Origin of the sequence: Streptomyces niveiscabiei (genome assembly GCF_001419795.1) — a bacterium.
GTDB lineage: Bacteria > Actinomycetota > Actinomycetes > Streptomycetales > Streptomycetaceae > Streptomyces > Streptomyces niveiscabiei.
This window is the reverse complement of sequence record NZ_LIRL01000029.1, coordinates 15,118-35,992: the sequence shown is the minus strand read 5'-3', so window position 1 is coordinate 35,992 and position 20,875 is coordinate 15,118. Positions and strand designations below refer to the sequence as shown.

The 20,875-nt window shown below is 69.4% G+C and carries 14 protein-coding genes and 2 pseudogenes; 10 read left to right on the top strand and 6 right to left on the bottom strand.

The features are described from left to right. Positions 1 to 229, top strand: a pseudogene (locus AOK24_RS50145) (transposase); the annotation flags it as partial. 88 nt (positions 230 to 317) lie between these two features. Here AOK24_RS50145 and ltrA read toward each other — a convergent pair. After that, positions 318 to 1,577, bottom strand: a complete 1,260-nt coding sequence (gene ltrA / locus AOK24_RS01900; RefSeq protein ID WP_055718276.1) for a group II intron reverse transcriptase/maturase — start codon at positions 1,575 to 1,577, stop codon at positions 318 to 320. A gap of 740 nt (positions 1,578 to 2,317) precedes the next feature. On the opposite strand from ltrA, the pseudogene AOK24_RS01895 reads away from it, so the two are divergent. Beyond that, positions 2,318 to 2,757 (top strand): annotated as a pseudogene (locus tag AOK24_RS01895) (transposase); the annotation flags it as partial. An 80-nt stretch (positions 2,758 to 2,837) separates the two neighbouring features. Here the strand turns inward: AOK24_RS01895 and istB are convergent. The 3 genes from istB to AOK24_RS45285 form a co-directional block, all read right to left on the bottom strand. After that, a complete protein-coding gene (istB, locus tag AOK24_RS01890) occupies positions 2,838 to 3,608 on the bottom strand; it encodes an IS21-like element helper ATPase IstB (protein ID WP_055718274.1) in 771 nt (256 codons plus the stop codon). Then, positions 3,605 to 5,044, bottom strand: a complete 1,440-nt coding sequence (gene istA / locus AOK24_RS01885; protein WP_107103873.1) for an IS21 family transposase — start codon at positions 5,042 to 5,044, stop codon at positions 3,605 to 3,607. The genes istB and istA overlap by 4 nt, the downstream gene beginning before the upstream one ends. Positions 5,045 to 5,194: 150 nt before the next feature. Beyond that, positions 5,195 to 6,808, bottom strand: coding sequence for an ISL3 family transposase (locus AOK24_RS45285; protein ID WP_206191129.1), 1,614 nt, complete (start codon positions 6,806 to 6,808; stop codon positions 5,195 to 5,197). A 96-nt stretch (positions 6,809 to 6,904) separates the two neighbouring features. Between AOK24_RS45285 and AOK24_RS01875 the strand changes: the two genes are divergently transcribed. After that, a complete protein-coding gene (locus tag AOK24_RS01875; RefSeq protein ID WP_159051768.1) occupies positions 6,905 to 7,693 on the top strand; it encodes an IS3 family transposase in 789 nt (262 codons plus the stop codon). Between the two features lie 224 nt (positions 7,694 to 7,917). Here the strand turns inward: AOK24_RS01875 and AOK24_RS01870 are convergent, their stop codons facing one another. Then, on the bottom strand, positions 7,918 to 11,880 hold the full coding sequence (locus AOK24_RS01870; protein ID WP_055718272.1) for a CHAT domain-containing protein: 3,963 nt from the start codon (positions 11,878 to 11,880) through the stop codon (positions 7,918 to 7,920). A 292-nt stretch (positions 11,881 to 12,172) separates the two neighbouring features. Further along, positions 12,173 to 13,606 carry a helix-turn-helix domain-containing protein gene (locus AOK24_RS01865; RefSeq protein ID WP_055718271.1) on the bottom strand — a complete coding sequence of 478 codons (1,434 nt, stop codon included), beginning with the start codon at positions 13,604 to 13,606 and terminating at the stop codon, positions 12,173 to 12,175. Positions 13,607 to 13,975: 369 nt separating this feature from the next. Here AOK24_RS01865 and AOK24_RS01860 point away from each other — a divergent pair, with 369 nt between their 5' ends. From AOK24_RS01860 to AOK24_RS01830, 7 genes are all read left to right on the top strand, one after another. After that, on the top strand, positions 13,976 to 15,145 hold the full coding sequence (locus tag AOK24_RS01860; protein ID WP_055718270.1) for a cytochrome P450: 1,170 nt from the start codon (positions 13,976 to 13,978) through the stop codon (positions 15,143 to 15,145). Between the two features lie 34 nt (positions 15,146 to 15,179). Next, a complete protein-coding gene (locus AOK24_RS01855; RefSeq protein ID WP_055718269.1) occupies positions 15,180 to 16,043 on the top strand; it encodes a preATP grasp domain-containing protein in 864 nt (287 codons plus the stop codon). A 138-nt stretch (positions 16,044 to 16,181) separates the two neighbouring features. Then, on the top strand, positions 16,182 to 16,586 hold the full coding sequence (locus AOK24_RS01850) for a peptide ligase PGM1-related protein (protein ID WP_055718268.1): 405 nt from the start codon (positions 16,182 to 16,184) through the stop codon (positions 16,584 to 16,586). Then, on the top strand, positions 16,583 to 17,578 hold the full coding sequence (locus tag AOK24_RS50140; protein ID WP_063799371.1) for an aspartyl/asparaginyl beta-hydroxylase domain-containing protein: 996 nt from the start codon (positions 16,583 to 16,585) through the stop codon (positions 17,576 to 17,578). The genes AOK24_RS01850 and AOK24_RS50140 overlap by 4 nt, the downstream gene beginning before the upstream one ends. Positions 17,579 to 17,613: 35 nt before the next feature. Then, positions 17,614 to 18,765, top strand: coding sequence for a hypothetical protein (locus AOK24_RS01840; RefSeq protein ID WP_055718266.1), 1,152 nt, complete (start codon positions 17,614 to 17,616; stop codon positions 18,763 to 18,765). Beyond that, on the top strand, positions 18,762 to 20,078 hold the full coding sequence (locus tag AOK24_RS01835; RefSeq protein WP_055718265.1) for an ATP-grasp domain-containing protein: 1,317 nt from the start codon (positions 18,762 to 18,764) through the stop codon (positions 20,076 to 20,078). Before AOK24_RS01840 ends, AOK24_RS01835 begins: the two co-directional genes overlap by 4 nt. Then, positions 20,068 to 20,874 carry a class I SAM-dependent methyltransferase gene (locus AOK24_RS01830; protein ID WP_055718264.1) on the top strand — a complete coding sequence of 269 codons (807 nt, stop codon included), beginning with the start codon at positions 20,068 to 20,070 and terminating at the stop codon, positions 20,872 to 20,874. Before AOK24_RS01835 ends, AOK24_RS01830 begins: the two co-directional genes overlap by 11 nt. Position 20,875: the final 1 nt, after the last annotated feature.

The window sequence follows — 20,875 nt, the reverse complement described above, 5'->3', positions numbered from 1 at the left end:
CCGCGCGGACAAGGCCTACCACTCCGCCGAGCACCTGCGGTGGCTGCGCAGCCACGGCATCGTCCCCCGCATCGCCCGACCGGGAATCGAATCCAGCGAGCGGCTCGGCCGACACCGCTGGAAGATCGAAAGGTCGATCTCCTGGCTCTTCGGCTACCGCCGCCTCACCGTCCGGTACGAGCGGAAGGGCACGCACTTTCTCGGCTTCCTCGGTCTCGCGGCCGCACTGCCGAGTAGCCGAGGGGAATCTCACCCCTCGGCTCTCACAGATCCGTACGTGACAGTCGCCCGTCATACGGCTCTTGTCGTTCTGATCGTCAGATCGCAACGGCCACGATGGTGCAGCGCCAGTGCGCGAACATGCGGGGATATCGCCGGGCGATCTCCTGCATCTTCGCGATGGCCCTCCGCTTGGCCGCGAGTCGCTTGTACTTCTGGCGGATCCAGCGCACCAGGTAGGCGTTGATGCGCATCAAGAAGGGATGCAGCTCCCAGGGCCGGAACCGGCCGTAGTAGTTGATCCATCCCGCCACGACAGGGTTGATCCTGCGGGCGAGCTCATGGAAAGACAGTTCTGAGCGGGTGTGCAGGTGCCAGGACCGCACCTCCCGCCCCATCTTCTTCAGGGCGTCCTTGCTGACCGCCGGCCCGAATGACAGGAACAGGTTCCCGTGCCGACTCCGGTTGCGCCTGGCGCGGAACGTGTACCCGAGGAACGTGAACGTCGTGTGCTCAAAGGCACGTTGGCGACGTCCGTCCCGGCAGTACACAATCCGGGTTTTGGCCGGGTGCAGTTGCAGCCCGACCTCGGCCATCCTGTCCGTGAGCGCGGCCAGCACCTCGCGGGCCTGGCGCTCGGTGACGCAGTGCAGCACCGCATCGTCTGCATACCGCTCGAACCAGACGGCCGGGAACTCCCGAGCCATCCAGGCGTCGAACGTGTAGTGCAGGAACAGGTTCGCCAAAACAGGAGAAACCGGAGCGCCTTGGGGCGTCCCGCACTCCCGTTCCAGCAGGGAACCGTCGGGTAGTTGAAGCGGCGCGCGGAGCCACCGATCAACATACAACTTCACCCAAACGGCGTCGGTATGCGCCTCCACCGCCTTGACCAGGAGGTCCCAGGGCACGCTGTCGAAGAACTTGGCAATGTCGAACTCCACCACCCAGTCCCGTTTCCAGCAGCGTTCCCGGCACTTCTCCACCGCGTCCAAGGCGGACCGTCCGGGCCGGTATCCGAAGCTGTCCGGATGGAAAACAGGCTCCACCCTTCGCATCAGATGACGGACCACTACGGTCTGAGCCACACGATCAGAGACAGCAGGAATTCCTAGAATTCTCTCGCCGTCTCCATGCGGCTTGGGGATAGCCACCGCCCGCACCGGAGGAGGAAAGTAGGAGCCCGACGACATCCTGTTCCAGACCCGATAGAGGTTGTTCTTCAGGTCCTTCTCAAAGTCGGCGATACTCTGCCCGTCCACTCCCGGCGCTCCCTTGTTCGCCCTGACTTCCTCCCACGCTTCCTTGATTTCCCACTTGGAAATATCAAACGGCTTGATCTGAGAATTCAACTGGTCCACCGAACTCCTCCCGGACGACATCCGGTTGATGCGATCAACACAGTCACGAACGACCCGGCCCCTTCGCTCTGCCCCCATTACAGGGGCTTCATCGCTACTACGAGCCGGTCCGCCAGCGCACCCCGCGTCGGTACTCAGCCCCTCGCAGTGTCTGCTGCTTGGGGTACTCCCTCTCGCCCGCCGCGAGGGCAGGGCAGTATCGGGACACGCCTTCTCCTGTTCCATGCGGAAGCCGCAGACCGGACTCACGTCGCCTACATGCCGGACACCGCCTGGCCAATAGACGGGCACCCGCCAGGCTCATCCCGGAGTTCAGGCCACACCCCGGTTTCGATGTCGTCTGTTTATATTTCGAAACGTCAGCAGCGATTCACTCGCGTTCGTCTTCCCGGTCCCCACCTGACGTCTCCCACGACGCCTTTTCCTCATCGCTCACCACAACGGTCTTCAACCAATGCAGCATGAGGCGGTTTAACGCCTCCCCCCGCAGGGCGACGCCAAAGGGCCACAAATCCTTCATCTTCCGCACAGCACCATTTCCAGAAGCTGCCCTACAACCAACTCCCTTTCATGTTCAGGACACAAGACCTGCTACAAAAAGCTAACCAACCTCACCACGTGAGACACACTCTTAGACCCAATGCCGTTGCTTTACGGGTTGGCGGGTTGGGGTCGTTGGATGCGGACTGCTGAACCGCCCCGGCTCGAATGGAGACTCGATTTCATGAAAGGATCGAGTCATGGCACGACCTTCCCGTTACCCGCTTGAGCTCCGCCGTCGTGCGGTGCGCATGGTCGCCGAGGTGCGCGACGACTACCCGAACGAGACAGCCGCCCTGCAGGCGGTGGCTGACAAGCTCGACATCGGCTCCCGCGAGACTCTGCGGAACTGGGTGAAGCAGCACGAGGTCGACGCGGGGACGCGTCCGGGGACAACAACGGAGGAGTCCGCCCAGCTGAAGGCGTTGAAGAAAGAGAACGCCGAACTCAAGCGGGCCAACGAGATCCTGAAGGCCGCGGCAAGTTTCTTCGCGGCCGAGCTCGACCGGCCACACACGCGCTCGTAGCGTTCATCGACGAGCACCGGGACCGCTTCGGCGGCGTCGAGCCGATCTGCAGAACGCTCACCGAGCACGACTGCAAGATCGCCCCTTCCACCTACTACGCCCACAAGAAACGCCTCCAAACGCCCTCCGCCCGTTCCGTTGTCGGCGTACTCTCCCTTCGGGCCGGGCCGGTACGTTTGAACGTCCCCAGTTGCTAGGCCACGTCGGTCTCTCGCTCAATGGCCTGGAGGCGGTTCTTGAGCCGGTAGCTCGGGCCGTTGATCGCGATCACTTCGCAGTGGTGCAGGAGCCGGTCGAGGATGGCGGTGGCGAGGACCTCGTCGCCGAAGACCTGGCCCCATTCGCTGAAGGTCTTGTTCGAGGTCAGGATGATCGAGCCCTTCTCGTAGCGCTTGGAGATCACCTGGAAGACCAGGTTCGCCTCGGCGCGTTCGAGGGGCTGGTAGCCCACCTCGTCGACCACGAGGACGCTCGGCCGCAGATAGGTGCCGAGTTTGTTGACGAGCCGTCCGGCCGACTCGGCGGCCTTCAGGTTGCGGACCATGTCGTCGAGGCTGGTGAAGTAGATCGAGTAGCCGGCCCGGCAGGCCGCGACCGCGAGGGCGACGGCGATGTGCGTCTTGCCCACCCCGGGCGGCCCCAGCAGGGCGGCGTTCGCCTTGCTGTCGACGAAGGAGAGGCTGGCGAGGTCTTTGACCTTGCGCGGGTCGAGCTCGGGCTGGAAGGAGAAGTCGTACTCGTCCAGCGTCTTGTGGTGCGGCAGTTTGGACAGTCGCAGGCCCTGGCGGAAGCGTCGGTCGTCGCGGACGGCGAGTTCTTCGGACAGGACCAGGTCGAGGAAGTCGAGGTAGCCCATCTTCGCCTCGTCGGCCCGGCGGGTGTACTCGTTGATGGTTTCCGCGAGGTGGGGCAGGCCGAGCTTGCCGGCCGTGGTGCGGATGCGGTTGCCGGTCAGCTCGCTCAAGACGGCTCCTTCGTCGGGGAGTTGGTGGTGAAGGGCCGGGTGCCGGTCAGTTCGTCATAGACCGACAGGGGCCGCCTCCCGACCTCGATCTGGGTTGCGGCGGACCGGTTCAGCAGGGCCTGCAACGGCCCGATGCGACCGGACGCGGAGGACTCGCTCCGCGATGGTGGTGGCTCGTCGCCAGTCGTGGTGCGGCGGTTCCTGCCGGTCGGCAGGCCGTCCCAGTGCTCGTCCTGCTTGACAACCACGCCGCGGCCGACCGCCCGCGGATGGCTGGACAGCAGGGTCTCGCCGCTGGCATCGGGAACGGTCGTGTGCAGCATGACCTGGGACTTCGTCGCCCTGATCTCGACCAGCTGACGTGGGCGGACCTTGCGGGCGGGCACCGAGTAGAGGTTCCCGCCGAACGCGACCAGGCAGTCCTTGCCGACCGGCCGCAGATGCCGCTCGGCCACCAGATAGGGCGACGGCGGCAACGGCTTGAGGGCGGCGTGATCCCGGGCGGCCCGGTGCCCGATGACCTCGTGGTGGGTGGCGTGGGTGCGGGCGCGTCGCTGCGGCACCCACGCCATGAAGGCGGCATCCAGTTCCTCGAGCGAGGAGAACGCGCGCCCGGCCAGCACGTGATCACGCACGATCAACACCTGGCGTTCGACCCGGCCCTTCCCGGTGGGCCTGTAGGCGGCCAGCACGTCGATGTCGAAGTCGTAGTGGCCTGCGAAGCCGACCGCTTCCGGATGCAGAGGCACCGCCTCGCCCGGGGCGACGTGCCGGCGCACAACGGTCTTGGTCCGGTCGTAGACGATCGACATCGGCACCCCGCCGAAGTGCGCAAACGCCCGCCGGTGGCAGTCGAAGAAGGTCTGCAGGTCCTGGCTCGTGGTGAAGCAGCAGAACGGGTCGCGCGAGTACGACAGCACCATATGGAACGAGTAGACCTTCGGGACTCCCAGGTGGGCGAGGATCTTGCCTTCATCACCCCAGTCGACCTGAGCCTGGGCCCCGGGAACCACCTCGAAGCGGCGGTGCATACCCGCCAACTCCCGCGGCCCGATCCCCAGTTCACCCGCGACACGCGGCCGGGCCTCCTGCAGATACAGCTTGACCCGCTGATAGTTGATCGTCGAGCCGTACTCCTTCACCAGACGCTCGTGCACCACGGCACCCTTGATGAGGATCTCTGCCCGCAGCATCGCGTCGATCAACGGCGCAACCTCGTCGACCGCCTTCTTCCGAGGCCGTCCATTCGACGTCCGCCTCGGCGGCACCGACGCCGCCGTGCTCGACAGATACTTGCGGACCGTCTTGCGGTCCAGCCCAGTCTCCCTGGCCACCTCCGTCAGACTGACCGCTCCTGACTCGACCAGAGCACGGAACCGCCGCAGTTCCAGCCAGCGCTGCGGGTCCAAAACCACCGCGCCACCGCCCTCCGCCACCCTTCACCGGACAAGCAGCAGAGTGCCGGGCACCACGATTCACCGCACCCTCAAGCGTCCCTTTTCACTCGTACGCGACCGGGGACGATCGTGGCCCTGGCAAGATTTTCGTGAAGCGGGGGCGTGCTCCCGTGCGCCGATGACGCTCCGTCACCGATAGCGGCGCCGGAGGTGGGCCATGAGGACGACGCGTTGACGGAGGAGTGGAACGCCGGCTCGGCCCGCCATGATCCTTTTCTGTAGCTTGAGGTCTGTGATGCGGCCTTCGTTGACGCCGGAGTTGAACGGGGTGGTGATCCCCTGCACGACGGCGGCCTGGTCCTCGCGGAGAGCCTTGGCGAGGCCGGACAGGGCCGGGAGGCGGGAGGCCGTGAGTTGTTCGAGCCAGCCGGGCAGCGGGGCGGCGTCGTGGGCATCGAGCATGGCCGCGAACTGCCGCACCAGGCCGTGGGTTCGGTCCAGTTCCGGGCAGTGTTCAAGGAGCCGCCGGAGGGCATCGGTGGCGTGCAGGCCGCGCCGGGACGGTGTGGTGGTGATCCATCGGGCGACCTGGCGGGGCGAGGGCGGTCGCTCGTGCGGCGTGTCGATCGGCAGCCCGCGGCGTAGTGGTGCGATGGCCATCTTGACTCGCTGGTAGTGACCTTGGTAGCCCTTGGCAGTGATCTCCCGGTGCAGCACCGTCGCGGTGTGCTCGCCCTCGTCCCACCGCTGCCGCAGATATTCCAGGTAGGGATCGAGGCTGGTGCTTCGCCGCGGAGGGGTGCGGCGTACGCACTCCTGCCAGGTGGCCGCGCGTGCGTACTTGGCCACCGTGCGCCGGTTCAGGCCCAGCTCGCGGGCCATGGCGCTGAGCGAGCGGCCGGTACCGGTAACCGCGTGCACCGCCTCGAACAGCCGCTTGGCATGGCGGCGAGCCCGAGTATCGGCCACCTCGGACCGTTCCGCCGGCGGCGTTGGAGGTGCGGCCGATTCGGGTTCAGGCACCGCGGCGGACAGGCATCCACGGTGGGCGGCGGCGATGTCCGACACCCGTTTCGACAGCCCCTGCCAGAGGTGGAAGCGGTCGCTGACCTGGACCGCGGCCGGGGCTCCGTCGGTGATGCCCTGACGATAGGTGAGCGAGCCGTCGCGGCACACCACCTCGACGCCTGCATGATCGCGCAGCCAGGCAGCGAGTTGCTCGGCGTCGCGTCCGGCCCACAACTCGATGGGCAGCCGCGTGTCGGCATCCACCAGCAGCGTGCCGTAGACGTCCGCGTACAGCGCGAAGTCGTCCACGCCCAGCACTCGCGGCGTCGGTGCCGACGGGAGCGGCATGCGCATCACGTGGAACAGCACACTCGTCCGTGACAGCGGCGCCTTGAGGATGTGCAGTAGTCGGGCACCCCCGCGGCCGGCCAGCAGTACCCCGGCTGCCTCCACCAGGTCCTGCAGCAGCGGACTGCGACGCTGGTAGCGCACCGTCAGCCCCTCGACCTGCTCGGCGAACGTCCGTCGGCCACAGCCCGGAGCATCGCAGAACAGCCGCCGCACCGACAGTCTGACCAGCACCGGCCGTCCGCCGATTGCGACGTCGGCAAGCACGCGCCAGTAGCGACTGTGTACCCGCGTCGACCCGAGGCCGCAGTCCGGGCACACTACCGCCAACTCGCGGGTGCGGGCAGCGACTCGGACCACGCCTCCCGCCGACCACACCCGCTCCACCTGCACCGCGTCCAGGTGCGGAGCCACAGTTCGTACGAGGTCATCACACTCGCCGACCATCCCGCTATCGGTGACGGAGCGTCATCGGCGCACGGGAGCACGCCCCCGCTTCACGAAAATCTTGCCAGGGCCACGATCGTGTGTACGCCGACATCCGTGCGCGATGAGGAACTCAAAGAGCGGATCCAGGGGGTCTACACGTCCAACTACCGCGTCTACGGCGCCCGGAAGATCTGGCGCGAGCTGAACCGGCAGGGACACTCAGTGGCCCGCTGCACCGTCGAGCGCCTGATGCGCGAGCTCGGTATCCAGGGAGCGGTGCGCGGCAAGCGCGTCATCACCACGGTCCCCGGCGGGCAGGCTGAGCGAGCCCCTGACCTGGTCGACCGCGACTTCGTCGCCGCCGCTCCGAACCGGTGCTGGGTGGCGGACTTCACCCATGTGAAGACGTGGTCCGCGACCGTCTATGTCGCGTTCGTCGTGGACACCTTCTCCCGCCGGATCGTCGGCTGGTCGGCGGCCACCGTGAAGGAGACCGTCTTCGTCCTGGACGCTCTCGAGATGGCCGTCTGGCAACGCGACCGGGATCAACGCCCAGTGCAGCCAGGCGAGTTGATCCATCACTCGGACGCCGGGTCGCAGTACACGTCGTTCAAGCTCGCCGAGCACCTGGACGCGGCCGGCATCGCCGCCTCCATCGGCTCGGTCGGCGACGCCTACGACAACGCCCTGATGGAGTCGACGATCGGCCTGTTCAAGACCGAGTTGATCAAACCCCAGCGGCCCTGGAAGACACTCTCCCAAGTCGAGTTGGCTACCGCCGAGTGGGTCGACTGGTACAACCACCGCAGGCTCCACGGTGAGATAGGCCACGTTCCGCCCGTCGAATACGAGGCCAACCACTACATGGAATACACGAAACCCCAGGTCAAAACCACAATCTGAGATCTCTAACGAACCCGGGGCGGTTCACCCACCTTCACTATGACCACGGGCGAACTCTCCCTCAAGATCAGACGCCGCGCCCTGGCCAAATAACGCCCCCTGGAATTCGCTGCGGCGACCTGCTCCTCAAGCGAACGACGTGATCATCCGATCGCCCCGCCGCCCCCGCTGCACCGGACGAGCAAGTCAGGCCCGGGGCTCTTCGGCGGTCGGGCGATCTGAGGTCATGGGCCTACGTGCAGGTACGGGGCCCAGCGCGTCGGCAGCAGGGGATAGCGCTCTCGAAGGGTCAGTTGCGTCTGGTGGAGCGCCGAGGCCGGTGCCAGGTGGTGAGGGCTGGCGGCCAGGTGGTGGTAGAAGAGGCGGGCTGTGTCGGCGGACGTGCTGTCGAGAACCGGCCACATCGATGCGAGGGCGTGTTTGAATCCGGATAACTGGCACGCTGCGGCGAGGGTGATGCCTTCGTCGGCGAGGGCCCATCCGCCGCTGGCGGTCTCGCACGCGGACAGGTACACGAGTTCGGCGTGTGGGAGGTGCAGCCGCGCGAGAGCAGCGATGCCCAGCTCTTCGTCGTGCAGTTGCAGGTAACTGGCGCTGGGCCGGTGCGGATTGCTCACGCCGTGGCATGCGAAGTGCGCCCAGGTGCAAGACTGCAGCGCCGCGGTGACGTCGGCGCGCGTGGCCGCGGATCCCTGGAGCACGACCGGGTCGTGGAAGTGACGTGTGACTTCGAGGGTCTCCTTGAGCATGCGTGGGGTGCTCAGTCGTTCTGACGCGGTGTCCGGGCCGACGGTGCCCACAGCGAGCAGCCGAGGGCCCTGGGCGCCCTCCGTGCCCGGCCGCCGCGGGGTCCGCTGCGTGTTGCGGAGGGCCTGCACACTGACCGTGTAGGAGGAAATGGCCCAGTCCAGCACGCTGTCTCCGGGGACCCCGCTCACTCCGGCGGCGTGCAGCGGCAAGAAGGAGAACAGACCGGTCGGTACCCACCACAGGCGGGGCAGGGGACGTCCGGCGGCCGGGGCGCCGGTGAGGCCCAGATGCTCCAGCACGGGGTGGGCCAGAGCGTGCCACATCCACTCCAGCACCTCACGCAATGGTGCCTGCACCATGACCTGGGCGGACTCGTCATCTGTGTTGACGTTGGCGAACGGAAGGGTCTCCGTGAATTGCAGGACGCGCTCGTGCAGCGTTTCCACGGTCACGTCGGGCAAGGGAATCGACGTCAGCTCGCCCGCCCGGATCACCAGGGCGTCGCAGCGGGTACGGCTGACGTTCGGGATGACCACCACCCCCTCAGGATCGGCTCCTTCGGGTGCGGCGAGCAGGGCTGGTGCGCGGACGGGGGCGAACAGCTCCGAGCAGCCGGGCAGTTGACGCGCTTCTCGGGCCAGTTCCTCCCAGCGCATCGCGAGGCGGTGACGGTCGTCCGCAGAGAGTTTGTCGGCTCCGAAGGGTTCGTTCCACCTGGCACTGCTAAGCCGTTCGCCGACGGACTGCATCTCCTCCGCCAGTCGCGGGGCGGCGGCGGCCACCGTAACCAGTTCCTGCCGGGTCTGCATGGCGTACGTGTGCAGGATGGCGCGCCCCTGTTCCAGCATCTCCAGAGCGCTGCCAGGATCACCGCAGTGCAGTGCGGCCGCGGTGGCCTCGGCCGTCATCCCGGAGGTCTGTGACAGTCCGCGTTCCAGGTCGTCGCGGGGTACCTGCCGGGGGAGCATACGGGGCAGCAGGCCGATCGCGTCGCGTAGGTCCCGTGCCGCACGGGGCCAGTCCCCCTCTTGTGCCGACCAGATCCCGAGTTGCTCCGCGCAGCTCACCCTCGCTTCAGGCGAGAGCAGGAGATTGCCGGCTGCCTCGCGCATCAACTCGTGCGCCCGGATCCGGTCCCGTTCGTCACGGCTCCGCTCGAAGCGCCTGTGCAGGTGCCAGGCGAGGGCGGCCTGGTTCGAGGCACGGGCGGGCGAACGGGCGGGCTGCTTGGAGTGTCCCAGGAGGAACTCGCGTGCGCGGATGACAACGTCCAGGGCGTCGGTGTGCGGGGAGTTCTCCGCCAGCACAGGACGGAGGTCCCAAACGAGCAGTTCCAGAAATTCGAGTGCCTCCTCATCGTGGGGGGAGACTGTCGGCAACAGGCCGTGTAGGGCGGCGAGTGACTCGTCGACGGAACTGATTCCCAGCCGGAGCCGCTCGGCCAGTGGATAACGCCGGGTCGCAGCGCCCGCTGCCGACTCGTTTTCGAGATTCCGTGCCTGCTGAAGCGCGAAGAGCGCTAGGAACTCGTCGTAGGGGGAATCGTTGTGGATGCGGGCGCGGGCCCGCTGCGCCGAGGCGAGCTTCCGCCGCAACGCGATGCGCAGTTCGGCAGGGCCCGACTTGGCTGCGCCGTGGAGCACGAGGGTCGCCTCGTCCAGGTCGGTCGAGTCACCTGTGTCGTAGAAGCGGTCGATCAGCAACTGCGCCAGCACACCGGCCGCCTCGGCCTGGTCCGCCGAGCCCGGCTGGGTCGCTGCCCGGAGTTCGCGCACGGCCTCGATCGCCTCGGTGCGCAACGACGACTGGGCGGTGGCCAGGCGGAGGTCATCCAGGGTCAGGACGAGCTGCTTGAGATAGTCAAGGCGCTTGCCGTCTCCGGGGGCGGCTTCGCGTGCGGCGCACCGGTACAACTCCACCGCCTCCGCCAGCTCGACCCTGCGGTTGCGCTCGACAGAGCTGCCGTACAAGATGTCGGCCGCTTTGCCGGCCGTGTCGGCACGCTGCGGGTGTCCTGTGGGCACGAGTCGGAGGGCCCATCGGGCGACGGTGGCGGAGTCCTCGCGGAGGTGACTGCCGACCTTGCCCTCGGACGAGGTCAGCTGGTGCCACAGCACTGCGAGCAAAGCGAGGACACGCTGCTGGAGCAGTTCACTGCCGAGGGGCATGCCGAGTACAGCGGCACGGTGAACCTCCGCGTCGGATGCGGGTGCCCGGGCCGGCTGCCTTGGGAGTGCACTCCGCACGGTGGTGTCCATGCCCGCGTGGTGGAGGTGCTCGAGTGCTTGGCGCAGACTGAGCTCCACGCTCTCCCGCTGAGGGGAGGGCAGTTCCACGCTGAGCAGTGCGCGGTGCCAGGCTGTCGCGGCCCGGGCGAGCGCGCGCGTGTCCTCGTGTCTGAGGTAACAGGTCATCAGGGCGCCGCCGAGCAGCGCACGGCCTTCCGCGATGTGCGCCGGAGGCAGCGCGCCTACCTGGAGGGCGTGGTCCAGGTCGTCGATCGCCCGGTCGAGGTGCTTGCGGAGGCCGGTTGCCCAGTACAGGTCGAGGCGGATCGCGCTCTGGTCCCACTGGCACGTGGAACGGGATTGCTCGTTCGTAACCAGGCCCAGCGCCGTGTCCAGGAAGGAAAGTGCTTCCTCCAGGCGTGCGGTGTGTCCTTCCCCTGGCGTCGTCTGGGGGTGAGCGTTCTCGTGTTGGAGTCTGACCGCCAAGGAGGCGTAATGCAGGAGCCGGACGTACGGTTCCGGCCCTCCGGCGGCGTCGGCCGTTGTACGGCGTACGGATTCCACGGCGCGGTCCACGCCGAGGTCGCCGCAGCGGTGGTCGAAGAGACCGGCGAAGATCCAGTCGGCGTGGCGGGCGTGCAACACGGGATCACTCGGGTGGGCCTCCGAAGCCTTACGCAGCGCTGACACCGTTTCCTCGATGACCGTGGCCGTCGACCTGACCCGGCTGCGTGCGATCAGAGCCGTGAGGAGGCTGTTGCGCGCCAGTGGGAATTCGCCCTCCGCGCCTTCTCCCTCCGGCCAGTCGGTCACGGCCTGGACTAGTTCGTCAACTGCCCTGTCCAGATGCGCCGGGTCACGTGTCTCCCGATGGAGACTGTGCAGCTTGTTGCCGTACGACAGGCGCCGTTTCGCGAGGTGGAGCCGGTCGTCCGACGGCGTCATCCTGACGGCCTCACCTTGCACCGCCAAGCCCTCGGTCAGCGCAGCTACATCGCCACAGTGCTGGTAGCGGAGTCCGAGCATCATGCCCAGGTGGTCGAGAACCATGGGACGCAGGGAGTGGCCGACGGGAAACACCCGGACGTACGCACGCATCCCCTCCGCGCATTCCGTGTACAGATCCTCTCTTCCGTTCTTGAGGGCCCAGTACGCGTGGGAGGTGAGTTGCTCGACGTTGTCCTGGATCTTGTCGTCGGAGTGGGTCATGTGTTCCCGGTTATTTCGAGTTGAGCGGGGTAGCGCCCGAACAGAGCGCGTGCACCATCGGCTGCATCACCATAGGTACCAGCTGGCGGACCGAACGTCCGCGAGATCGAGAACTGCCGTGGCACGATGGTCCGGTGACGGCACAAGAGAACACCCCCACGTGTGAACGCAGTGCAGAGCATCAGCTTCCCGACGGCACCCGCGGTCTGGCGGAGATGCTGCTGGCCGCCCTCGCCGGATCGGCTCTGATTCCCTTCATTCAGGCGATGGCGACACGGGCGGGCGACGATCTCTACACCCGGGTGCGTGACCTGTTCCGCTCGGACCAGCGCCGCGACGCGGAGCAGCAGGTGGCCACCAGCAACGAGTTGGTGCTGGCCGACGTGCGGGCCCGGACGATCCTCCAGGTGCCCACCTCCGTCTCCGTTGCCGAGGCACGTGCGCTCGCCCGAGCGCGCCTGAGCCGCGAAGACGGTGCATGGGTACTCGTGGCCTGGGATGCCGACCGGACCCAGTGGACCGTCCGCACGGTCGCCAGCCCTCCCGCCGGAGCGATCGATGTGTCGGACGCCTCCGACGGTTCAGGATCCTGATACCGCGGACCGGGCCACCGGCGAGCCTGTGCGTCTTTGAGCGCTCCCAGACGGTCGAGCTGACGCACGTTGACGTCAGCTAGGCAGCAGGAAAGCCTTGAGACACTTCCGGGCTGGAACAGGTTGACAGACCGCATAACCGCAGTTGACATCCACGAGCACCAGGCGGGTGCGGGGTCGCACGACGGGGTGTCGAGTGCCTTCTCAGCGGCGGTGAGGGCCCTGCGGCACAGGCCGCCCTCGTTGAGGGCGGCGAGGGCGCGGGCCTGGCGCAGGTGGAGGAGGGACCGCGCGGCGGGGTGCTGGGTGCGGGGGATGGCATGTTCGAGGATGTCGGCCGCGGCGCGGGAGTCCCCCAGCCACAGCAACTGGTACGCGAGGTCGGACAGGATGCCCGCGCTGAGGTCGCGCTGGTGCGCGGTGTGGGCGTTGTGGAGGGCGGCGTGCCAGAAGCGGCCGGCGGAGGCGTGGCGGCGTTCGTCGAAGTGCTGCCAGGCGATGGCCTGCGAGAGGGAGGCGGCCAGGGTGTGCAGCCGCTGCCCGGCGGCGGGGGTGTAGCGGGACTCGCTGATGAACTCGGTGACTGTGGTCAGGTGCGCGCCCAGCAGATGACGGGTGCGGTGCCTGCGTTCGGTGGCGAGGCGGATCAGCTCCGTCCCGGTCGCCTCCAGCCAGTCGAGCATCTCGGCGTCGACTTCGCCGGGCGCGGCGAAATGCGCGAACCGGCCGGGCTCGGTGGCGGCCCACTGATACGCCAGAACGGCCAGCGAGCCGCTGGTGTAGGCGATGAACGACCGGCGGTCCAGGGAGGACATCAGGGCCTCTCGGAGTGAGGGGACGGCGTTGTGCGGGCCGAGGGGCAGCGGTCTGTCCTGGCCCGGGAGCCAGTGGGGCCAGCCGAGATGGGCGACGGCCGCGTAGTCGATACCGAGGACCTCGGCGATGAGCGGCTGGGATTCGTCTTCGTCGGGGGTGGCCCGGCCGGTCTCCCACTTGGAGACCCGTGACCCTCTGGTGCCCGAGCGCAGGCCGCGGCGCTTGGCGGCCTGCCGGATGCGTCGGGCCAGTTCTTCCTGTGGCCATCCGCGCTCGTTCCTGGCGTGCGCGAGGGGGTGGCGGATTTCGTTGTCCACCCGCCCATTGCACCACCCGCTCCGCGGCGGGGAGAGGTGTTCGAGGAGACCGGGGATAGGGCGGGGATAGGGATTTCCTCTGGGCGCCGAGGCCGGTGACCGCTGTACTCGTCGTGTTCCGCCCGGCACCCCGCGTGATCGGGCGGAGCGCGGCGACGACCGTTCCTTATGGCCTTGTCCCGCCCGCCGGGCTGTGTCTCCCCCCGTTCGTCGGGCGAGGGCCGATCGGAACCGTCACCAACGCCGTACGCCCGCCGTCACCGAGGTACAGGGAGGGGCTGCCATGTCGTACGACCACTGAGCCCGAGAAGTCCGGGCGGGCCCGTCCGATGAGGCGGGCCCGCCCTTCCCGCTCCGGAAGGACCCGCGATGCCGTCTGTGACCGACCGTTACGACCCCTTGGACGCGGAGATCCTGCGCGACCCCTACCCGGTGCTGTCCGAACTGCGTGAGCACGTACCGGTGTTCTGGCACGCGGGCATGGATTCGTGGGCGCTGACGCGGTACGCGGACTGCGTGCGGGTGCTGCGCGACCACGTGACGTTCGCCCGTGACCCGCGGCGCACCGGGGGCACGGTGCCTGAGCCGTCCTTGAGCGTGCAGACCCTCGACCCGCCCCGGCAGAACGCGGTGCGCTCTCTGTTCATGACCGCGCTGCGCGCCCAGGACCTGACCGGGGTCGAGGACCGTGCCCGCCTCCTGGTGCGCGAGCGGCTCAACGAGTTGGCCGGCGCGGGCCCGTTCGATGTGGTGGCCGAGATCGCGGTGCCGCTGTCCGTGGCGGTTGTCGCGCATCTGCTGGGTGTCGAGCCCCCACCGTACGGTGAGTTCGCCGCGGTGTCGGACGCAATCATGCGGAGCATGGACGGCGGCCTCGACCCCGCGCTCGTCGAGCCCGGCCGCGTCGCCCGCCAGCAGCTGAGCGACCTGGTCGACTCCTGGTTCGCGACCTCGGCCCGGCCCGGCCTGCTGGCCCGGGTACGGCAGGCGGTGGCGCCCGACTCCGACGCGCTGACCCGGCTGTACGTGAAGAACACGGCACGGGTGATGTTCCAGGGCGGCTACAGCACGATGGCAGCCGCCATCGGCAACGCCGTGCACACCCTCCTCGTCCACCCGGGAGCCCTTGACCGAATGCGGGACCGGGCTCTGCTGGCCACGGGGGTGGACGAGCTGGTGCGCTTCGACGGGCCGGTGCAGGGCACCACGCGCACGGCGGTGCGCTCCGGCTGGATGGGCGGCGTCTGCATCGAGGCGGGGCAAAAGGTCGTCCCGCTGTTCGCGGCGGCCAACCGCGACCCGGCCGCCTTCGCACGGGCGGACGACCTGGTGCTGGACCGCACCCCGAACCACCACCTCGGCTACGGGTGGGGGCCGCACTCCTGCATCGGGACGACCGTCGCCCAAGCCGGGCTGCGCGCCCTGGTCACGGCTTTCAACGACCACCCGGCCCGGCTGGCTGCCGCCGGCGAGGGGGTACGGCGCCGGGCGGCGACCATGCGGGCCTTCGACACACTGCCCGCCGCTCTCCTCGTCTGATCCCTCCCCAGCCCCCGTCCTTCAGGAGTCCGCTGTGCGCATCCTCATCGGCAACCACATCGATCCGTCCATCCGTGAGCGCCACGACATGCGGGCCTGGCCCCAGCGTCTGCTCTGGTTCGCCCGACCCGGTGACCTGCTCATCCTGTGCTGCGAGCTGGACGCGGCGTTCGCTGACCACGCCCTGGCCCACACCGGTGTGAAGCGCGAGGAGCTGACCGTCCTGGTCGCACCGGCCGGAGCCTACGACGAGAGGCTGTTCGATCCCGCCTCGCTGACCGTGCCCGCCTTCGTGGACAGGGTGCGGACCGCGCTCGGCCCGGCCGGGGCCGGCGCGGTGAGCGAGGTGTTCGCGCTGTGGCCGTCGGCCGCCGTGGCACGGCTCGTCGACGCCCTGGGCGTGGCTGACCGCTTCCCCGGGGCGGCCTTCTTCGGGCAGGGCGGCGGGGAGATCGGTAACAACAAGGCGAACTTCCGGGCCCTGGCCGCGGCGGCCAGGGTGCCGATCCTGCCGGGCCGCGTCTGCCGCAGCCGCGCCGAAGCGACGGAAGCGGCCGGCGCGCTGCTGGAGCGCTCCGCGTCGGGGGCGGTTGTGGTCAAGCAGGCCCACAATGGGGCCGGGGTCGGCAACCAGCTCCTCGTGCGCGATGCGGAGATGGCCGTGGACCACGTCGGGGCCCGGCACCTGCACCACCTGGCCCCGGGCGTCGACGGCGTCGCCGCGTACTGGGCGGAGCGGTGGCCGTGGGCGAGCGGGAACGACCGGTGGCCGGTCGTCGTCGAGGAGTTCGCGCCCGGCGCCGACGCGGTGTACTCCGAGCACTACGCCGCAGACGCGGGCACCCGGGCCACCGAGACGGGCCGCTTGCTGTACGTCGGGCGACGCCTGAGCCACTAGGTCGTACCGCTGGACGGGGTCACCGAGCCGGTACGGACCGCCCTGCTGGACGGCGGCGCCCGGCTGGCCGAGGCCTATCGGGCGTTCGGCTACCGCGGCCACCTGAGCGCGGACGCCCTGGTCCTGCCCGACGGGGCCGTGGTCTTCACCGAGGTCAACGCCCAGGTATCCGGCAGCCTGCACATCTACCAGTCGATCGCCCAGGGCATCGTCGACGTCACCACCGCCCCGGCCCGGCAGGTGGTCGAGTACCACGTCCCGCCCAGCTGGGCGGTGCCCTCGTTCGCCGCGTTCCTGGCCGCGCTCGACGAGCTGGGCCTGACGTACGACCCGGCCACCCGGACCGGGGTGATCGTGTCGATGCCCGCCATCCCCCTCGCCCCCGGGGAGCCGGTGCAGTTCGTGTTCTGCCTCGCCTACGACCCCACCGAGGGCCACCAGCACGCGTTCGACCGGCTCGACGCGCGGTTCGCGACCGTGCCCGTCGGCACCTACGACGCCAGCCAGCACGTCGCCACCGGCGCCGTGTCCTTCTCCTCCTGACCCGGGAGCCACCCCATGCCCCCTCCCTCACCGCGGCCACCGAGGCCGCCCGACTCTCCCCCGTCTTCGACGCGGACAAGCTCGCGGCCGAACTCGCGGCCGTCACCGCCCACACCTGGAACGTGCAGCGCACCCACACCTACGGCGGGCAGACGGGCCGGCCAGCCGCGATCGACTGGCGGGTCCTGCCCCTGCGCAGCCTCGGCGGCGATCCGGAACGCACCGATCCGGGCGGCCCCAGCCCGAAGCCGTTCGCGCCGACGCGATGGCTCGACCGACTGCCCTACCTCGCGCAGATCCTGGACTCGGTCCCGGCCCCGCTGAACGCGGTGCGGCTGATGGCGCTGGGGCCCGGCGCCGTCTCGGACCCGCACCGCGACCCCAAGTACCGGCTGGACCGGGGCATCGTGCGCCTGCACATCCCCGTCGTCACCGATCCGGGCGCGGTGCTCGTCCTGGACGGCGTCGAACACTGCTGGCAGCCGGGCACCTGCTGGTACGGCGACTTCTCCCGCGAGCACCTGGTGCGCAACACCGGCACGACGGTCACCCGGGTCCACGTCGTGATCGACGCTCTGCTCACCGCTGATCTCGCGGCCTGGTTCCCGGACGACTGGCAGGAGTTCCTCGCCCACGGCGAGGTCCTGTTCAACCGCACCGGCCCCACCGGGGCTCCCGCCTGGCCCGGCGGGCTGCCGTACGAGGCGCTGCTCCCGTCCGGGTTCGCGGACTTCGACTCACCCGCCCCGCTGGACGGCTCCCTCATCCCCGCCCGCATCGACCGCGACGCCGACAGCGTCCTCGCCCTGACGGTCGCCGGGCGCACCTTCGCGCTCGTCCCGGTCGACGACGCCGGGGAGTTCCGGTTCTCCGGCTGGAGCGAGCAGCGCACCCTCCAGCCCGACGGCGATGGCGCGGGCCTGACTCTGCGGGTCCGCCGCGGCCGTGCGCTCGCCGACCGGCATGTGACCGCCGCGCCCCGCGCCTCCTGACCCGTCCCGCAGACCTGAGAGAAGAGGAACACCCCATGCCCCGCCTGAACAGTCACGACGACTTCACCCCGCTCAAGGAGGTCATCGTCGGGTCCGCCGCCAACTACCTGTCGCACGAGCGTGACGTCAGCTTCGAGCTGTTCCACCACGAGAACCTGAGCGGCTTCCGCTCCGACTGGGCCTATCCACGCCTGACGAAGGCGGCGGCCGGCCACCGGGAGAGCTGGGCCATCAAGGCGCGGTACGCCGAGGAACTGCACGAGGACGTGGAGGCACTGGCCGCCGTCCTCGCCGGGCTCGGGACCGTCGTGCACCGGCCGCTGCCCCTGCCGCCGGAAGCGGCGCCCATCGCGGGCCTGGGCTGGGAGGCCGCCCCCACCCCGGCGCTGAACATCCGCGACAACACGCTGATCCTCGGCGACGAGCTCATCGAAACGCCGCCCGCGATCCGCTCCCGCTACCTGGAGACTCGCCTGCTCGCCCCCGTCTTCACCAGCTACTGGGAGGCGGGCGCGCGGTGGACGACGATGCCCCGCCCCACCCTCACCGACAACAGCTTCGACCTGTCGTACGCGCGCGACACCGCGACCACCCTGGGCGGGCCGACCGAGGCCGTCGACGACCCGCAGCCCAGCCCGTACGACGTCGGCGTGGAGATGATGCTGGACGGCGCGCAGGTCCTGCGACTGGGCCGCGACCTGGTCGTCAACGTCGCGCAGGCCAACCACGCCCGGGGCGCCGAGTGGCTCCAGCGGCACCTGGGCGAGAGGTACCGCGTCCACCAGGTGTGGCGGATGGCGGACAACCACATCGACAGCATGGTCCTCGCCCTGAAGCCGGGGGTGTTCCTGGCCCGGCACGACGGCATCCGAGACCTGATGCCCGAACGCTTGCGCTCGTGGCGCTACATCGTGCCGCCGGAGCCGGACGCGGGCGCGTTCCCGGTCTACGACGACTACGAGGATCTGGTCCTCACCAGCCCCTACATCGACCTCAACGTCCTGTCCGTCGACGAGAACACCGTGCTGGTCAACGAGGACTGCACCGGCCTGGCCAAGACCCTCGACGCGGCGGGCTTCACCACCGTGCCGGTACGCCACCGCCACCGGAGGCTGTTCGGCGGAGGCTTCCACTGCTTCACCCTCGACACGGTCCGCGAGGGCACCCGCGAGGACTACCTGGCGTGAGCGCGCCCCGCGTCCTGCTGCTGGAGGCGACCGGCCCCGAGTCCGGCGAGATCGCCGAGGCCGCCGCCGCCTCCGGCTACCAGGTCCACGCCGCCACCGATCCCGCCACACACTCCGCCTACGGCACCAGCCTCCGACGGCTCCTGTCCGGCTGCCTGCTGGCCGACCTCTCCCGCCCCGACCGCGCCTTGAAGGACATCGTCGGATACGCCCGCCGGATCGGCGCCGACGCGGTGCTCACCGCCAACGAGTACCTCACACCACTGCTCGCACAGGCGTGCGCCGAACTCGGCCTGCCGGGCAACGATCCGGCCCGCGCGACCATGGCCCGCGACAAGGCCGCCATGAGCGAGGCGTTCGCCCTCCACGGCGTCGCCGCGCCCCGCACCCGCGTCCTCACCGACGAGGACGAACTACGCCTGCTCCGCGCCAGCGGGGAGATCGCCCTCCCGTGCGTGATCAAGCCCGCCGACGGCGCGGGCTCCACCGGCGTCACCGTCCTCACCGACCCCGCCCGCGCGGCCGACGCCTGGCGGACAGCAGCCCGCTCGCCACGCGGCATGTACGGCCTGCCACCCGACCCGCGCGTCCTGGTCCAGGACTACGTCGAGGGCACCGAGTACAGCGTCGAATCGATCACCCAGCACGGGACGACCACACACCTGTGTACCACCCGGAAGACCGTCACCCAAGGCGCCCACCGGGTCGAAGTCGGTCACAGCCTGCCCGCCGCCCTGCCCCCGGACACCGAGCGGGCTGTGCACCAGGAGGTGGAACGGGCGATCACCGCGGTGGGCATCCGCAACGGCGCCTCGCACACCGAGGTCATCGTCGGCGGGGACGGGCAGTGCTCGGTCATCGAGATCGGGGCCCGCCTCGGCGCCGGACACATCGGCGTCCTCCTGCGGCACGCACTGGGTATCGCCCCGTGGACAGCACTCCTGGACACCGCCCTCGGCCGCCCCGCGCACCTCACCCCGGCCCGACGCGCGTACGCGAGCGTACGGTTCTTGACCAGCCCTCACACCGGCCGCCTGGCCGCGGTGACCGGCCTGCCGAAGGAGGGCCCCGGGGTGCCCGACGTCCGCCTGCGCACGGCCGTCGGCCAGACCGTAGGACCGGCACAGACCAACCGGGGACGCCTCGGCCACTTCATCGTCACCGGTCCCGATCCCGCCGCCGTCGAGCGCCAGGCCGAGCAGTTACTCGCCCGGATCACCGTCGTGGTCGACTCCGACGGCGCGTCGCACTGCGCCGGATCACCCGCGGTCCCGGGCCGGGCCCGGAATAGGGAGGCAACCCGTGCACCGTGAGCCGAACACCCCGCACATCGGGCAAGAGGACCCGTCGGTGATCCTGCCGGGCGAGTTCGACGCGCTGTTCCACGGCGAAGCCCGTTCCGGAGGCTTCAGCCGGGTGGCCCGGATCGTCGATCCGGCGCTGCCCCCGGAGGCCGAACCGTTCTCCTTCCTCTGTGCCGACCTGCTGCACCACATCGCCGCCGAACTGGCCCTGGAAGAGGGCGAGGTACTGGCCGATCTCGGATGCGGGCGCGGCGGCCCCGGTCTGTGGCTGGCCCGCGCGGCACGCGCCGACCTGGTCGGTATCGACTTCTCGCCGGTCGCGGTGGACCAGGCCCGCCAGCGGGCCGGCACCCACGCGATGAAAGGCACGGCGCACTTCGTGGTGGACGACCTGACCGCCACCGGGCTTCCCTCTGCGAGCGTGTCGGCGGCCGTCTCCATCGACGCTCTCCAGTACGCCGACGACCGCGCCGCAGCAGCCCAGGAAGCACGCCGGATTCTCCGCCCTGGCGGACGTCTCGTCGTCACCGGCTGGCACCCGCTCAGCCCCGGCGCCCCACGGCTGTCCGAACGGCACCGCCACAGCGACTGGCCCGCGGTACTGCACGCCGCCGGGTTCACCGCCGTGCACTGCCACGCCCGTCCGGCCTGGACCGACACTTACCAGAACATCTACCGCGTCGCGCTCCAGCTCGGCGACCCGGGCCCGGACACCGCGCTCGCCGGACTGCAAAGCGAAGCCCGCCGGCGCCTGCCCACCGCCCATCTCCTGCGCAGAGTCGCCGTCACGGCCGTATCCGGCTGAA

Coding starts and splice junctions, on each gene's coding strand:
- AOK24_RS45285 (WP_206191129.1), bottom strand. CDS start 6,808: ATGGTCGGCGAGTGTGATGACCTCGTACGAACTGTGGCTCCGCACCTG.
- AOK24_RS01870 (WP_055718272.1), bottom strand. CDS start 11,880: ATGACCCACTCCGACGACAAGATCCAGGACAACGTCGAGCAACTCACC.
- AOK24_RS01860 (WP_055718270.1), top strand. CDS start 13,976: ATGCCGTCTGTGACCGACCGTTACGACCCCTTGGACGCGGAGATCCTG.
- AOK24_RS01840 (WP_055718266.1), top strand. CDS start 17,614: ATGCCCCGCCTGAACAGTCACGACGACTTCACCCCGCTCAAGGAGGTC.